At 63.9% G+C, this 14,553-nt stretch carries 12 protein-coding genes and 1 tRNA gene; 9 read left to right on the top strand and 4 right to left on the bottom strand.

What is annotated here, in order from left to right:
• The first annotated feature begins 218 nt into the window (after positions 1-218).
• Positions 219-1,220: a sugar-binding transcriptional regulator gene (locus tag H0S73_RS07425; RefSeq protein ID WP_181051549.1), complete on the top strand. Its 1,002-nt coding sequence runs from the start codon at positions 219-221 to the stop codon at positions 1,218-1,220.
• Positions 1,221-1,458: 238 nt separating this feature from the next.
• On the opposite strand, the gene H0S73_RS07420 is transcribed toward H0S73_RS07425, so the two are convergent.
• Positions 1,459-2,754: an NAD(P)/FAD-dependent oxidoreductase gene (locus H0S73_RS07420; protein ID WP_181051548.1), complete on the bottom strand. Its 1,296-nt coding sequence runs from the start codon at positions 2,752-2,754 to the stop codon at positions 1,459-1,461.
• A gap of 101 nt (positions 2,755-2,855) precedes the next feature.
• Positions 2,856-4,355 (bottom strand): glycosyl transferase family protein, encoded by a 1,500-nt coding sequence (locus H0S73_RS07415; RefSeq protein WP_343058268.1) that lies wholly within the window; start codon positions 4,353-4,355, stop codon positions 2,856-2,858.
• A gap of 373 nt (positions 4,356-4,728) precedes the next feature.
• Here H0S73_RS07415 and H0S73_RS07410 point away from each other — a divergent pair, with 373 nt between their 5' ends.
• From H0S73_RS07410 to H0S73_RS07390, 5 genes are all read left to right on the top strand, one after another.
• A complete protein-coding gene (locus H0S73_RS07410) occupies positions 4,729-6,813 on the top strand; it encodes a TonB-dependent receptor domain-containing protein (RefSeq protein WP_246388764.1) in 2,085 nt (694 codons plus the stop codon).
• Positions 6,814-6,959: 146 nt separating this feature from the next.
• Positions 6,960-7,889 carry a siderophore ABC transporter substrate-binding protein gene (locus H0S73_RS07405; RefSeq protein WP_181054271.1) on the top strand — a complete coding sequence of 310 codons (930 nt, stop codon included), beginning with the start codon at positions 6,960-6,962 and terminating at the stop codon, positions 7,887-7,889.
• 75 nt (positions 7,890-7,964) lie between these two features.
• Complete coding sequence (locus tag H0S73_RS07400; RefSeq protein WP_181051546.1) at positions 7,965-8,927, top strand: iron chelate uptake ABC transporter family permease subunit; 963 nt, start codon at positions 7,965-7,967, stop codon at positions 8,925-8,927.
• A complete protein-coding gene (locus H0S73_RS07395; RefSeq protein WP_181051545.1) occupies positions 8,920-9,882 on the top strand; it encodes an iron chelate uptake ABC transporter family permease subunit in 963 nt (320 codons plus the stop codon). The genes H0S73_RS07400 and H0S73_RS07395 overlap by 8 nt, the downstream gene beginning before the upstream one ends.
• A complete protein-coding gene (locus H0S73_RS07390; RefSeq protein WP_181051544.1) occupies positions 9,879-10,637 on the top strand; it encodes an iron ABC transporter ATP-binding protein in 759 nt (252 codons plus the stop codon). Before H0S73_RS07395 ends, H0S73_RS07390 begins: the two co-directional genes overlap by 4 nt.
• Positions 10,638-10,756: 119 nt before the next feature.
• On the opposite strand, the gene H0S73_RS07385 is transcribed toward H0S73_RS07390, so the two are convergent.
• A tRNA-Gly gene (locus tag H0S73_RS07385) sits at positions 10,757-10,831 on the bottom strand.
• Positions 10,832-11,163: 332 nt separating this feature from the next.
• On the opposite strand from H0S73_RS07385, the gene H0S73_RS07380 reads away from it, so the two are divergent.
• A complete protein-coding gene (locus tag H0S73_RS07380) occupies positions 11,164-11,436 on the top strand; it encodes a hypothetical protein (RefSeq protein WP_181051543.1) in 273 nt (90 codons plus the stop codon).
• Positions 11,437-11,548: 112 nt separating this feature from the next.
• Here H0S73_RS07380 and H0S73_RS07375 read toward each other — a convergent pair whose 3' ends face one another.
• Positions 11,549-12,640: a 2'-deoxycytidine 5'-triphosphate deaminase gene (locus H0S73_RS07375; RefSeq protein ID WP_181051542.1), complete on the bottom strand. Its 1,092-nt coding sequence runs from the start codon at positions 12,638-12,640 to the stop codon at positions 11,549-11,551.
• A 210-nt stretch (positions 12,641-12,850) separates the two neighbouring features.
• Between H0S73_RS07375 and apaG the strand changes: the two genes are divergently transcribed.
• Together apaG and argE are read left to right on the top strand one after the other, a co-directional pair.
• Positions 12,851-13,243: a Co2+/Mg2+ efflux protein ApaG gene (gene apaG, locus H0S73_RS07370; protein WP_181051541.1), complete on the top strand. Its 393-nt coding sequence runs from the start codon at positions 12,851-12,853 to the stop codon at positions 13,241-13,243.
• Between the two features lie 8 nt (positions 13,244-13,251).
• A complete protein-coding gene (argE, locus tag H0S73_RS07365) occupies positions 13,252-14,424 on the top strand; it encodes an acetylornithine deacetylase (protein ID WP_181051540.1) in 1,173 nt (390 codons plus the stop codon).
• Positions 14,425-14,553: the final 129 nt, after the last annotated feature.

The raw sequence follows: 14,553 nt of genomic DNA, 5'->3' as shown, positions 1-14,553 counted from the left end.
TTAGATATTACAATTGTATGACGATGGCAACGGGGCGCCTGCGCCCTTGCCCCCACGGGTGGATTCGTTCGATGATTGCGCCGAAACTCTGTTCCACCTCATGACAATCCTGTCATGATCGAAACACGTTGCGTCGGATTCTGCGGGTGGATCCCGGTCCGCGAAGGCGCCTCGGGGACTCGACACAGGCTTCGGACAACCACTTCAGGCGCGCGACTATGCTGAACACGGATGACAATTCTCTCGAGGCCCGGGTCGCGTGGCTCTATTTCATGGAGGGCATGACGCAGGCCGACATCGCGGAGAAGCTCGGCATGACGAGGCTCCGCGTGAACCGGATGCTCGTGGAGGCACGCACGAGCGGCCTGATCAGCATCACCCTCAATTCGCGCTTTGCCACCTGCGTCGAACTCGAACAGGCCCTCATCCGCGAGTTCGGTCTGAAGGATGCCGTGATCATCCCGACGCCGGATGATCCTGATCTCGTGCCGGTTCTGCTCGGGCAGGCGGCGGGAGAGTACCTGTCGAATTTTCTCGAAGCGAATCGCGTGAAGGGTCTCGGCCTGGGTTGGGGCGCGACCCTTCGCGAGACCATCCGCAATATGCGCCCGGGCCGCTACCCGGATTTATGCGTCAACTCGATGATGGGAGGGCTGACACACGGGCTGGAGCTCAACACCTTCGAGACGGCGAGCAGCCTTGCCAACCGGCTGAGCGCCGAGTGCCAGTATCTGGCTGCGCCCATTTACGCGGGAAGTCCCGCATCACGCGACATCATCCTGTCTCAGGACGTGTTTCGCGAGGCATTCGAGCGCATTTCGGCGAACGATGTCGCGGTTCTCAGCATCGGCGACCTGTCGCTCCGCTCCCTGCTGATCCGCTACGGCCTGCCGCGAGACGTGCCCACCGAGGAACTTCTGGCGCTCGGCGCCGTCGGCGACATACTCGGTCAGTTCTATGACGCAGAAGGCCGGGTTATCGACCACCCCCTGAACCTTCGCGCCATCGCGCTGCCGCTCAGTGAACTCTCGCGCATTCCAACGGTCATTCTCGCATCCGGCGGACGCAACAAGATTCCTGCCATCGCGGCAGCCCTGAAGGCCCACCTCGCCTCTGTGGTCATCTGCGACGAGAACACGGCTCGGGCTGCCCGTGATCTCGTTCTTGCTGGCGACGCATCCCAAGAATCACCGATGGGAGGACGCCGCAGCCGCCCATAGGTGGGCACCATGAGGTCGTGTCAGTCCTGGGCCAGCCCGATCCGGACAGGCATCGACGATCCCGAGGCCAAAAGTTCCTCGCTCGAAATTCGAACCTCCCTGGGTCTTGCCACCACCACCTCAAGGTCGTTGCATTACCAAGACCGCCGCAACCGCGACAGAGCTCCGTCCGCGGCTCCCCATATCGCCTTGTGGATGACCTGCGCTCCGGTTCACCCAATGCGAGGCGGCAAGCCGGTCAGGCGGCCCGCGCCGCCCGACGCTCCTTTGCAAGGTCCAGCGCCTGATAGGTCCAATACGTGAGCTGCGCCGCGGCAACCCCGAACGGGCCCCCGTTCCACGCGAGACTGAAGGGCTCGTAGAGGCGGTAGCGATCACTCGGGCCGGGGATGCCTCCCGCGATCCCCCGCCCGCCGATGGCCGTCGTGTTCATGCCGCGTCCGCCGAAGCCGAACACGTGCCAGACGCCCGGCTGCAGCTTTCCGATGAGAGGCATCAGGTGACGGGCGTACGCCATGAGGCCCGACCATGCCGTCTCCACGCGTACGCCTTCGAGCTGGGGATAGGTGGAGGCCATCGTCTTCTGCATCATTTCAGCGAGACGACGCGGCTCCGTCGTGCGCGTCGTGATCCGCCCGCCCCAGAGAAGCCGCGCCCCTCCGTCGACGACGCGGTAGTAATCACCTGCACGGCGGTTGTCGCCGATCGCCATCGGCGTCCGCACCGCGTCCGAAATTTTCTCAGGCGCCGATTCCGTGAGAAGAACATAGGTTGCAATCGGCAGAATGCTGCGGCGAAGGCGGGGCACCAGATCATCCGTATAGCCGCCGCCCGCCAGCACCACGTCGCGGGCCCTGACCTCGCCGCGCTCCGTCCTGACGACCTTCTCCGCGCCGTCGAAGTCACAGCCGGTCACGCGTGAGCCTTCGTAGATTTTTCCGTTCAGATCCTCGATCGCCTTCGCCAGGGATCGCGCATAGTTGAGGGGGTGGAAATGAAAGGATGCCGGGTCGTAGAGCGCCTGAAAATACTTGGGAGAGCGAAGGACGGCTCGCACGGCATCGGTCTGCATCACCTCCACGTGGTAATCGAAGGTCTTCTTCAGCATCTCGCACTGGCGCGAGAGACCATCAGGATCGTCGTACCGGAGCACGCTCATCTTGCCATAGATGCGCTTGTTCTCGGTCATGCCGAGAGCATCGAGATTTCCTTCAACGATCCGCACGCCCTCGATCGAGAGGCGATGCAGGGCCTGGGCTCGCTCGCCGCCGACCATGCGGGTGATGTTGGCGTGGCTCGTCGCGTAGCCCGGACCGACGAAACCTCCATTGCGCCCCGATGCTCCCCAGCCGACCCGTTCGGCCTCCAGGATCACGACCGACCGACCGGCCCGGGCGAGCTCGAGGGCCGCCGTGAGGCCTGCGAGCCCGCCCCCGACGATGGCGACATCGGCCTTGATCGTCCCGGTGAGCGATGGCCGTTGGGAATCATCCGCAAGTGTACGGGCATAGTAGGTGTCGCCATAACCGGTCATGAAGGCCCCCCATCCAGGTGATCGTCGCAAAGCCTAGCGCATCCTGCGGAAAAGGGGACCCGGTTTTCTACCGAAAGGGGCCGCAAAACCACGCCTGTTGCTCACCCAGGGTCTGCCACGGAGCCGCTGCCGGATCCCCAGGGCTCGATTTCACCTCGACGCCCGCGTGCGGATCCTCTTCGGCGATTGCGCCAGAGCTCCTGCGCCCTCCTCAGGTGCTCCTCGAAGGATTCAGCACTCTTGCTCATCGTGAGAAGCGCGACGGCAACCGTATGGGTTATGATGGCAACGGCACGCTCGTCCCGGACGGTGCCCTTCCATACGCCGTGCCAGTATTCGAGACTTGTCATTCCCGTCAGGGCATAGGCTTTCGGCTCCGGCTGCGCGGGAACGAAGAGATCCTCGGCCCTGCCGTCCACGAGGCGCAGAAGCGTGCTTGAGCGGAAGGGCGTTGCCTCTGCGGCGTCGCGGCTTGCCCCGAGAATGGTCATGTTCCGGTATCCGAGGATCGATCCTGCATCGCGATGCAGGTCACGGTAGGCGGGACGAACGACGCCCATCATGCTCGCGGGGGCAGCGAAAGGATTGACGAGCGGCATGAGGGAATGAATCGGGGAGCGCGTCTCAAGCACGCTGTAGAGCGACAGAAGACGATGGATCTGCGACGATAGGGCGGCAATCGGGACATAGGCGATCCCGGCGTCGGCCATTGCATCGACAGCCGCGACAGGGCTTGCGCAGACGGGAATGCCGATGGCCCGCGCCGCCGAGACGAGCGCGCCCCTGGTGTTGGCGCTGCCGTCATTGCCATGCAGCAGGATCCGATAGCCGCACTGCGCCAGCAGCAGGGCAGCCTGGAGAAACCAGGGCATTCTTCTGGATTTCGGAGAAATGTAAGCCGGCCAGTCCAGATGGACCGTGGCCTCCTGGCCCATCACACCGATGTGGGCCCGGGCTGCTTGAGCGAACCCGGCGAGTTCGGCTGCGGTTTCTCCCCGGAAGTGCATCACGGAGAGCAGCGCCCCGACCTGCACCGGGTCAGCTTTTCCTTCGAGAATGATGGAGAAGGCATCCTGCGCTTCGCTCATCGTCAGGGGGCGACTATGCCCGATGCCGGCTCCGATCGTGGCAATGTGCTTGGCAAGCCGCTTTCGAGCATCCTCGACCTTCCCGAGCGCCGCGAGTTTTCGCGCGAAGGTCTCGGGAAGAGGCTCGCCCTCCAGCAGGATGCTCGGCCTCGTCGTCAAAGGCGCCGCCTCGATGACAGGGTCTCCTGAGACGTCCATAGGACCGATGACGATGGTCTCGGGCGACGTCTCCTGCCGCCGCAGAAGCGCTTCCGCCTCGGCCGCCAGGGCACGGATGCGCTGCCGCATGGATTCCGCGAACGGTGTTGGAATGAGCCGTCGCGACGAGCGAATGAAGATCGGATCACCATAGACGTCGCGGATCTGTCCGAGGATCCTGCTCATGGCGGGCGTGCCCATTCCCATCCGCTCGGCCGCTCGGCCGACGCTTCCCTCCATCAGCAGAGCATCGAGTGCCAGGAGCAGACGGAGATGCCCGAGTTTCAAGGAGGTCTCTTCGGTCGTCGATGTCACGATTTTTCTGTCTTCAAAACCCATGACGGATTGGCCGGATGATGATCCGGCGCCACATGAACGTGGAACGGCTATTCCCCATTCCAGAAGATCTTTCAAGCCGCAGACGATAACTTTAGAGTCATTGTAATTTGCGATTTTCTGAACTCAGAATGAGTCTCAAACATAGCCGTTGACCATCATCGGACCGCAAACCTACTAGCTGCCTCATCATTTCATAGGATGAGGGGCACGGGGACAGATGAGAGGCATTGCTACGCCGTCTCGGCAGGATTCCAGGAGAGGATTTCCGACATCGCCGGCTCGTGTCGGACGGGCGAAATCCGCCGCGCCGCACTTGCTGCGGAGGCACAAGGAGCGCTGCAGGCTCGCGATGCTTTTCGCCTTTACGAGCCTGTCGACAACTCTTCTTCTCAGCCCCGGAGTTGCCTTGGCGCAGGCCGTCGATGCCGGCCCGGCATCCGGTCACGATGACGTGATCAACCTGGATCAGGTCGTCGTGACGGCCGCAGGCTTCGAACAGACCGTCAAGAATGCGCCTGCGAGCATCTCCGTCATCACGCGGGAGGAACTGGAGAGAGGTTCGTTCCGTGATCTGACGGATGCCTTGAGGGAGGTCCAGGGCGTTGCCGTTACCGGTGTCGCCAACGAGAAGGACATCTTCATCCGTGGCCTTCCAGGCACCTACACGCTGATCCTCGTCGACGGGAAGCGGCAGAGCACCCGGGATGCACGCACCAACGGCAATGCCGGTTTCGAACAGAGCTTCATTCCTCCGGTCACGGCCATCGACCGCATCGAGGTCGTGCGCGGCCCCATGTCTTCCCTTTATGGCTCCGACGCCATGGGCGGCGTCATCAACATCATCACACGCAAGGTTTCCGACCGCTGGACGACCTCCATCACGGCGGACGGTACGCTCCAGCAGCGCGAGTATTTCGGCAACTCCGCGCAAGGCTCGTTCTACACCAGCGGTCCGCTCATTCACCGCATGCTGGGGCTTCAGCTCTGGGGGCGCGGGTTCGGCCGCGGCGAAGATGATTTTCTCAGCGGCATCACGGGAGCCCGCGAAGGCAATATCGGCGGACGGCTGACCTTCACCCCGACCGAGAACCACGACATCATGCTCGAAAGCGGCTTCACCCGCATCCGACGTGACGCTTCCAAATGGGGAACGCTCGAGAGCACCGCCAGCGACACCTACAATCACAACGACCGCAAGTATTGGTCGCTGACACACGAGGGACGCTGGGGGCCCACGACCTCAACCTTATCGATTATGCAGGAATGGGCGGAGCGCAGGAGCTACACGGAGAACCCGCGCACGCTCGCCTTCGACAAGAACCCGCGCTCGCCCGAGATCCGCAACACGATCGTCGACGGCAAGTTCACGACGCCGTTCGATTTTTTCGGGAGCCACACGCTCGTGACGGGCGGCCAATGGTCCAACGCCTCGCTCAACGACCAGAATCCGGGTCGGCGCACGCGCATCGACGAGACGTTCACGATCAACCAATGGGCTCTCTTCGCGGAGGACGAGTGGCGTCTGACCGGCACCTTCTCGCTGACGAACGGGCTGCGCATGGATCATCATGAGATTTATGGCGCCCATTACAGCCCTCGCAGCTACGCGGTGTGGCATGCCACCGAGAACCTCACCCTGAAGGGAGGCGTCTCGACCGGTTTCCGGGCTCCCGAAGTCCGCCAGATCGCGCCGGGCTACGCCTATACGACCGGCGGCGCAGGCTGCAGCTACGGGCCGAACGGGACTTGCGGGGTCATCCTGGCCGATCCCAATCTTCAGGCGGAGACGAGCACGAGCTACGAGATCGCCGCTCTCTGGGACAATCTCGACGGCTTCACCGCGAGCGCAACCTATTTCTACACGGATTTCCGGGACAAGATCAGCAACGCGCTGGTCCTGGACGATGCCGGCAACCCGGTGCGCTGGTCGGAGGATCCGAACTACCGCCTCTGGTACAACTACAACATCGACGATGCGATCATCCAGGGCGTCGAGCTGGCGGCGAGCTGGCGCGCCACGGAAGCGATCTCGATCCGCGGCAGCTACACCTTGACGGATTCCGAGCAGCGGACGGGCGACTTCGCGGGCTTCCCGCTCGCCCGCACGCCACGGCACATGGCCAATGCGCGCCTGGACTGGAATACGCCGATAGCCGGCCTGTCGACCTGGACCCAAGTGAACTACCACGGCGCGGAGATCGTGGGCGGCGCACGCATCGGCACGAACGGTACGCCTGTCATCATCAACGGCACTGCCGGTCGAAGGTACGATGCCTACGCCACGATGGATATGGGCCTGACCTACAACTTCACCGAGAAGCTTGCCATGAACGCCGCCATCTACAACGTCTTCGACAAGGAGATCGAACCCACCGACTACAACACGGTGGTGGAGGGACGGCGCCTCTGGATCGGCATGTCGGCGACCTTCTGAGGTCATATCGCCTTACCGAACGACGGACTGCACGAAGCATGATGCGGGACAGCAAGACGGATATCCACGGGAGGCCGCGTCGGCGGCACGTGGACGACTGGGCTCCCGCATGCCGAAGGAAACGCGATAACCGGAGAATTGAAGTGATGATGACCTTCGCGGCCCGCTGCCCGCTCGCAGCTCTTCTTGCCGGAGCCCTGGCACTCGGCTCCTTGACGGGCAGCGCACAGGCGCAGGATCTGACGATCCAGCATGCCAAGGGCGAGACGACCGTCCCCCGGAAGCCCAGGAAGGTTCTGGCTTTCGACATGGCCTCGCTCGATACGCTGAATGCTCTGGGCGTCGAGGTTTCCGGCGTGCCGACGGCCCGGTTCCCGGAATATCTGGCAAAGTATGGTTCGGACCAATACGAGAAGGTCGGCACCCTGTTCGAGCCCGATTACGAGGCCGTCAACGCGGCCGAACCTGATCTCATCGTCGTGGGTGGCCGCTCCAGCGCCAAATATGCCGATCTGGCGAAGATCGCCCCGACCATCGACCTCACGGTCGATCCGAAGGACTTCATGAGCGGCGTGAAGCGCAACGTTCGGATTCTCGGCAAAATTTTCGACAAGGAAGCAGAGGCCGAGACACAGCTGACCAAGCTCGAGACATCCATGGCCGATCTGCGCCGGAATGCAGCCAAGGCCGGCAGCGGACTCCTGGTCCTCACGACAGGGGGCAAGATGAGTGCCTATGGGCCCGGCTCGCGCTTCGGGATCCTCCACGACGAATTCGGGCTCGCGCCCGCCGTCGAGGGCTTGGCCACGACCAGCCACGGACAGGCCGTGTCGGCGGAGTTCATCCTCAAGACCAATCCGGACTGGCTGTTCGTGATCGACAGGGACGTGGTGGTCGGCCGGGATGGTGGCGCAGCCAAGAAGGTGCTGGACAACGAACTCGTGGCCCAGACCTCGGCCTGGAAGCAGAACCAAGTCGTCTATCTCGACCCCGTCGATTGGTACCTTGTGGGGGGCGGGCTGACCGCTCTTCAAGCCAGCGTCGACCAGATCGCCAAGGCGGTGACGAAGAAGTAACCCGCATCCGGCCGGATCGGATCGATCAAGTGTCGCTCCCTGAGCGACCGGCCCTCCTGAAGTCCCCGAGCGCCCGTGAAATCACTCTCCCTTGCCCTGGCGGCCGTGACGGCCCTGGCTCTGATCAGCCTGCTGATCGGAGCGAGCGACCTATCGTTGGCTGGCCTCCTTTCCCCACAGGATGGCAGCCAAGCCACCCGGATTCTCGTGGTGTCCCGGATTCCCAGGACCGTCGCGCTCATCCTCGCGGGCATGGCCATGGCGGTGGCCGGGCTGATCATGCAGATGCTGACCCAGAACCGCTTCGTCGAGCCGTCCACGGCCGGAACGGTCGAGTCGGCGGGCCTCGGCCTCCTGACCGTGACGCTCTTCACCCCCGACCTGCCCGTTATCGGCAAGATGCTGGCGGCGGCCGGTTTCGCCCTGGCTGGCACGGCCCTGTTCCTGCGCATTCTTCGCCTCGTCCCCCTGCGATCCGCCCTGACGGTGCCGCTGGTCGGAATCATGCTGGGCGGCATCATCAGCGCGATCACCACGTTCTTCGCCTATCGCTTCGACCTGATGCAGTCCCTGAACGCCTGGACGACCGGGGACTTTTCCGGAGTCCTTCGCGGCCGCTACGAACTGTTGTGGATGACTTTCGGTCTGGCTCTTCTCGCCTATCTGGCCGCCGACAGGCTCACGCTGGCCGGGATGGGGCGGGACTTCGCAACCAATCTGGGCCTGCGATACCGGAGCATCGTGTCCTTCGGCCTCGTCATCGTGTCCATGGTGACGGCGACCGTCGTCGTCACGGTCGGCATGATGCCGTTCCTCGGCCTGATCGTGCCGAACGTGGTCGGCATGATGATCGGCGACAACATGCGCCGCGCCCTGCCCTGGGTCGCCGCGATGGGCGCGGGCCTCGTGCTGGTCTGCGACGTGGTCGGACGGGTGGTGTACTATCCCTACGAGATCCCCATCGGGACGATCATGGGGATCATCGGCGGCGCCCTCTTCCTGGTTCTTCTGTTGAAGGGGCGCGGGCGCCTTGCGTAAGACAGACCTGCAGCCCATCCGCGTGCTCCTGATCCTCGCCGCCGTCGCGGCGGCGGTGGTCGTGCTGTTCATGACGCTGAACGCCAAGGGGCGCTGGGACTTCATCCTCGCCTTTCGCGGCGCGAAGGTTCTGTCCATGATCCTGGTCGCCTACGCCATCGCGGTGTCGACCGTGCTGTTCCAGACGGTGGGCCACAACCGGATCCTGACGCCCTCGATCATGGGGTTCGATGCTCTCTACGGCCTCATTCAGACCAGCCTGATCTTCACCCTCGGATCCGCCGGATTGGGCGCCTTGGATCCGCGCCTGCTGTTCGGGGTCGAGGTCGCCGCCATGGTGGCGTTCTCCAGCCTCCTCTATCGCTGGCTCTTCTCCGGCAACAGCCGCAGCCTTCACCTGCTGCTCCTCGTCGGCATCGTCTTCGGCGTGCTGTTCCGAAGCCTGTCCGGCTTCATGCAGCGGATCATCGATCCCAACGAATTCGTCGTGCTGCAGGACCGCCTGTTCGCAAATTTCAACAGTGTCGATGGCGACCTGCTGGCCGTCTCGACCGCAGCGGTCGTCGCCGTGTCGGTCGTAGGGTGGCGGCTGATGCATGCCTATGACGTGCTGGCCCTGGGCCGCGAGGCGGCGATCAACCTCGGGATCGACCACCGGAGCATCGTAACGATCGTTCTCATGCTGGTCGCCATCCTGATCTCGGTCTCCACCGCCCTGGTCGGACCCGTGACCTTTTTCGGATTGCTGGTCGCCAACCTCGCCTACCAGATCGCCGGGTCCCACAAGCACCGCTTCGTCCTGCCCGTCGCGAGCCTGCTGGCGATCATCTGCATCGTCGGCGGACAGCTCGTGCTCGAGCGGATCTTCGCCTTCGACACCGCGCTCAGCATCGTCATCGAATTCGTGGGCGGGATCGTCTTCCTTGCCCTTCTGATCAGAGGAACGGCCCGTTGATCGAGATCTCCCATGTGAGCAAAGCCTATGGCGACACCATCGTCGTGCGCGACGTGTCGCTCACGCTGCCCCGGCGCGGCATCACCTCGATCATCGGCCCGAACGGCGCCGGCAAGTCCACGCTCCTGTCGATGATCAGCCGCCTCCTGCCCATGAGCGCCGGGACGGTGACGGTCGACGGGCTCGACGTCACCCGGACGCCGTCGGATAGTCTCGCCAGGCGATTGTCCATTCTCCGCCAGGACAACCGGGTCAGCGCGCGCCTGACCGTTCGCGATCTGGTCGAGTTCGGCCGCTATCCCTATTCCAAGGGCCGCCTCACGCCGGAAGACCGGTCCCAGGCGGATAGGGCCATCGGCTTCCTGGGCCTTGAACCCCTGGCGGACCGCTTCCTCGACGAATTATCCGGCGGGCAGCGGCAACGGGCCTATGTCGCCATGGTGCTGTGCCAGGATACGGACTACGTGCTCTTCGACGAGCCACTGAACAATCTCGACATGAAGCACGCGGTGGGCATGATGAAGCTGCTGCGTCGGGCCGCCGACGACCTGGGCAAGACCATCGTCCTCGTCCTCCACGATATCAACTTCGCATCCTGCTACTCGGACTACATCGTGGCCATGCGCGACGGAGCCATCGTCCGCCACGGCACTCCCGACGAAACGATGACGGCCAGCGTGATCCGGGACGTCTACGACATGGATGTCACGATACAGGACATGGAGGGACGAAAAATTACGCTCTACTACGTCTGATCGGGGCGAAGCCGGCCAGCCCCCTTCTCGCGAGGGCAAATCAGTCCGGCCGGAAGGCGACGGCGGGAAGCCATCGGCGTTCATGGAGCCAGCCCGGTGCCGTGGCGTCTGAAGGGAATTGGAGCGGGCGATGGGAATCGAACCCACGACATTCAGCTTGGGAAGCTGACGTTCTACCTCTGAACTACGCCCGCAAACACTTTTAAAATCAGCACCTTAGCCAATTCGGCAGATCCTGCCGACGCCGCTATGGGCCGTTTGTGCACCTTCCATTTCTAGCAAGGTGGCGGCGTTGGCGTCAAACGCCTTCTTATGATCCGAACCCGGGGATCGCTACCCGTATGAAACGGATAGGCATTCCTGGATGATCGCTCGGACGTTCATGCCGGGTGAGGACGGGCACCGGCACCAGCCCTTCCGATTGGCACGACAAAGAAATCATGACTCCACGAGCGCGAACCGAAATTCGATAAGGAACCTCCCCCGTCCATTGGGTTTGATGTCTCCATAGAAAGGAGCAAACCCTATGAAAGCACGTATTCTGTTTGCCACGATCGGCCTCGCCGTTCTTTCCGTCCCCGCTGCCGTTCAGGCACAGGGAATCGTACGCGGTGCCGAACAGGGAGCTGCTGTCGGCAATCGTGCCGCCGGTCCTGTCGGCGGAGCTGTCGGCGGCGCGGTTGGCGGCGTTACCGGAGGTGTCGTCGGCGGAGTGAAGGGTGTACTCGGTATCCCGCAGAGCACCGGCAGCGTTAAGCGGCATCAGACCACCCACAAGAAGCGGACTGCTCACCACTAGAGTATCGTGCGGCCCGAAGGGCCCGCCTGCCACAAGTGGACCCGTATTCCACGAAGAACGACGCCCTCGGAGCATCGTGCGGACCCGCACAATGCTCCGAGGGCCGGTATGGTCATCGGAAGTGCTTGGAGAGCTTCAGGCCCTGGGCCTGATAATTCGAGCCGGCGCCCGCGCCGTAGAGCACCTTCGGACGCTCGGCCATGCGCTCATAGACAAGCCGGCCCACGATCTGTCCGTCTTCGAGGATGAAGGGCACGTCGCGGGAGCGCACCTCGAGGACGGCGCGGGCTCCCTCCCCTCCTGCCTCGGCATGGCCGAAGCCGGGATCGAAGAAGCCCGCGTAATGGACCCGGAATTCCCCCACGAGAGGGTCGAAGGGCACCATCTCGGCCGCATAATCCGGCGGTACGTGCACGGCCTCCTTGGAGGCCAGGATATAGAACTGACCCGGATCCAGGATCAGGGTCCGGCTGGAATCCGCATAGAGCGGCTCCCAGAAATCCGCCACGCGGCAGGAGCCGGGCTTGTCCACGTCGACGAGGCCCGTATGGCGCTTGGCCCGATAGCCGATCAGGTTTTCGGGGCCGAAGCCCGCGAGGTCCACGCTCACGGCGACGCCGTCCTGGATGGACGGCTCGGCAGAGGTCACGACCCGCTCCCGCTCATGGACGGCCAGAAGCTCGGCGTCGCTCAGGCGCACATCGCCCTTGCGCAGGCGCAGCTGCGACAGGCGCGTGCCGGTTCGTACCAGCACGGGAAAGGTGCGCGGCGAGATTTCGGCGTAGAGACGCCCGCGATAGCCGGCCCCGATGGTGTCGAATTCCTGGCTGCGGTCCGTGATGACCCGGGTAAAGACGTCGATGCGGCCGGTGGAACTCTTGGGATTGGCGGCGGCCGACAGGTCCTCCGGCAGGGCCAGCTCCTCCTGCAGCTCGGCGATATAGACGCTGCCCGTCTCCAGGATCGCCCCCTTGGCGAGGTCGATCTCGTGGAAGCTCAGCTGGTCGAGCCGGTCCCGGACCGTGTGGTTGCGGCCCGGCAGGAAGCTGGCGCGGACCCGGTAGGCCCGGCGCCCGAGCCTCAGGTCGAGACTGGCCGGCTGGACCTGGTCGGACGCGAAGGGGGTCTCCGGTCTGATGGCGCCCGCCTCGGCAAGGCGCATGATGGCATCCGCCGATTGAATCCCGTCCTTCAACGCAACCATGACTGTCTTCCGAGGGACGTAGCCCTCATTGAATTGGTGAGCCCGACAATATCTCTAAGGCTTGTTACGGAATTCTCAATCGCTTTCCTGCCCTGGGGATATTCCTGCGGGCCGGAGCCGCCCGCCCCTTTCCACCCGGTCGATTGACGGGACCCGAAGGCCGCCGTACCACGGGCTCATGGAATTCTTCGACCGGCGTGAGGCAGGCTCATGTACAAGGCTGTGACCCGTGGCATCTCCGTGACGGTGACGCCCCGCTACATGCCCGAAGAATCCTCCCCCGAGCAGGGTCGCTACTTCTTCGCCTATACGGTCGAGATCATCAACACGGGCCTGGAGCGGGTCCAGCTCCGCGCCCGCCACTGGACGATCACCGACGAGCACGGGCAGGTCCAGGAGGTGCGCGGCGCGGGCGTCGTCGGGGAGGAGCCGATCCTGGGTCCGGGGGAAAGCTTCAGCTATACGAGCGGCTGTCCCCTGCCGACGCCGAGCGGCACCATGCAGGGCACCTACCTGATGGAAACTGCCGCCGGCGAAACCTTCGACGCCGACATTCCCGCCTTCTCGCTTGACATTCCCCGCGCCAACCGCGTGCTGCACTGAGGTATTTGATGTCTCCCACCGGACAGCGGCTGACGCCGCTCGACATGCTGGCGAAGCTGGTTTCGTTCGACACCGTAAGCTCGAAATCGAACCTGCCCCTGATCGAATTCGTCGAAAGCTATCTGCAGAGCTGGAGCGTGCCTTACGTGCGCCTGCCAGACGCGACGGGCGAGAAGGCGGCACTCTATGCCACCATCGGCCCACAGGACCGGGGCGGGATCGTGCTCTCCGGCCATACGGACGTGGTGCCGGTGACCGGCCAATCCTGGACGTCCGATCCCTTTACGCTGCGCGTGGAGAATGGGCGCGCCTATGGGCGCGGGGCCGTGGACATGAAGGCCTTCGATGCGCTGGCGCTCGCCATGGTGCCGGAGTTTCTGGCCGCCAACCTCACGACGCCGATCCACATCATGCTCTCCTACGACGAGGAGACGACCTGCCTGGGCGTCGTCGACACCATTCGCCGTCTCGGCCACGATCTGCCCCTGCCGAAAGCCGCCATCGTGGGCGAGCCGACGATGCTGGAGGTGGTGGACGCGCACAAGAGCGTCGTGACCTTCTCCACCACTGCGCACGGCTTCGAGGCGCATTCGTCGAAGCCCTATCTCGGAGCCAGCGCCGTGATGACGGCCGCCGAGCTGATCGCGGAGCTGAACCGCATCGGCGACGACATGATGGAGCGTGGCGATTCGAGCGGGCGCTTCGATCCGCCCTACACGACAGTGCATGTGGGCACGATTGCGGGCGGCACGGCGCGCAACATCCTCTCGAAGAGCTGCACCTTCCATTGGGAGTTCCGGGGCCTGCCGAGCCTCGACCCGCAGGAGATCCCCGACCGCCTCAACCGGTTCGTCGAGGAAGTGGCCCTGAAGCGCCTCAACCGCTTCGGTGAGTTCGGGCGGATCGAGACGATCCTTCACGCCGACGTGCCGGGCCTCGCGCCCGATCCGGGTTCGACGGCGGAGGTCCTGGCGCTTCGCCTCGCGGGCAAGAACCACACGCAGACCGTCCCGTTCGGCACGGAGGCGGGCCATTATCAGGCGGCCGGTATTCCCACCGTCGTCTGCGGTCCCGGGTCGATCAACCAGGCGCATCAGCCGGACGAATACATCACGCTGGAACAGCTCGATGCGGGCCTCGCCTTCATGCGGCGTCTCGCGGTGACCTGCGCGAGTTCCTGAGGCCAGCCATAACGTGGTGGGTGTCATTCCCGGCCGAAGCGTCAGCGGAGGGGAAGGGAATCCATAGCTCAGCGCTTGATCGTGGATCCCCTTCCCTCGCTTCGCTCGCCGGGGATGACACACGCACCG

Source organism: Microvirga mediterraneensis (genome assembly GCF_013520865.1).
GTDB lineage: Bacteria > Pseudomonadota > Alphaproteobacteria > Rhizobiales > Beijerinckiaceae > Microvirga > Microvirga mediterraneensis.
The sequence above is the reverse complement of the archived record's forward strand: the minus strand, read 5'-3'. Positions and strand labels throughout refer to the sequence as shown.

Excerpts from the sequence above, each read along its gene's own strand:
- H0S73_RS07425 (WP_181051549.1), top strand. The coding sequence starts at position 219 with ATGCTGAACACGGATGACAATTCTCTCGAGGCCCGGGTCGCGTGGCTC.
- H0S73_RS07420 (WP_181051548.1), bottom strand. The coding sequence starts at position 2,754 with ATGACCGGTTATGGCGACACCTACTATGCCCGTACACTTGCGGATGAT.
- H0S73_RS07410 (WP_246388764.1), top strand. The coding sequence starts at position 4,729 with ATGCTTTTCGCCTTTACGAGCCTGTCGACAACTCTTCTTCTCAGCCCC.
- H0S73_RS07405 (WP_181054271.1), top strand. The coding sequence starts at position 6,960 with ATGATGACCTTCGCGGCCCGCTGCCCGCTCGCAGCTCTTCTTGCCGGA.
- H0S73_RS07380 (WP_181051543.1), top strand. The coding sequence starts at position 11,164 with ATGAAAGCACGTATTCTGTTTGCCACGATCGGCCTCGCCGTTCTTTCC.
- H0S73_RS07375 (WP_181051542.1), bottom strand. The coding sequence starts at position 12,640 with ATGGTTGCGTTGAAGGACGGGATTCAATCGGCGGATGCCATCATGCGC.
- apaG (WP_181051541.1), top strand. The coding sequence starts at position 12,851 with ATGTACAAGGCTGTGACCCGTGGCATCTCCGTGACGGTGACGCCCCGC.
- argE (WP_181051540.1), top strand. The coding sequence starts at position 13,252 with ATGTCTCCCACCGGACAGCGGCTGACGCCGCTCGACATGCTGGCGAAG.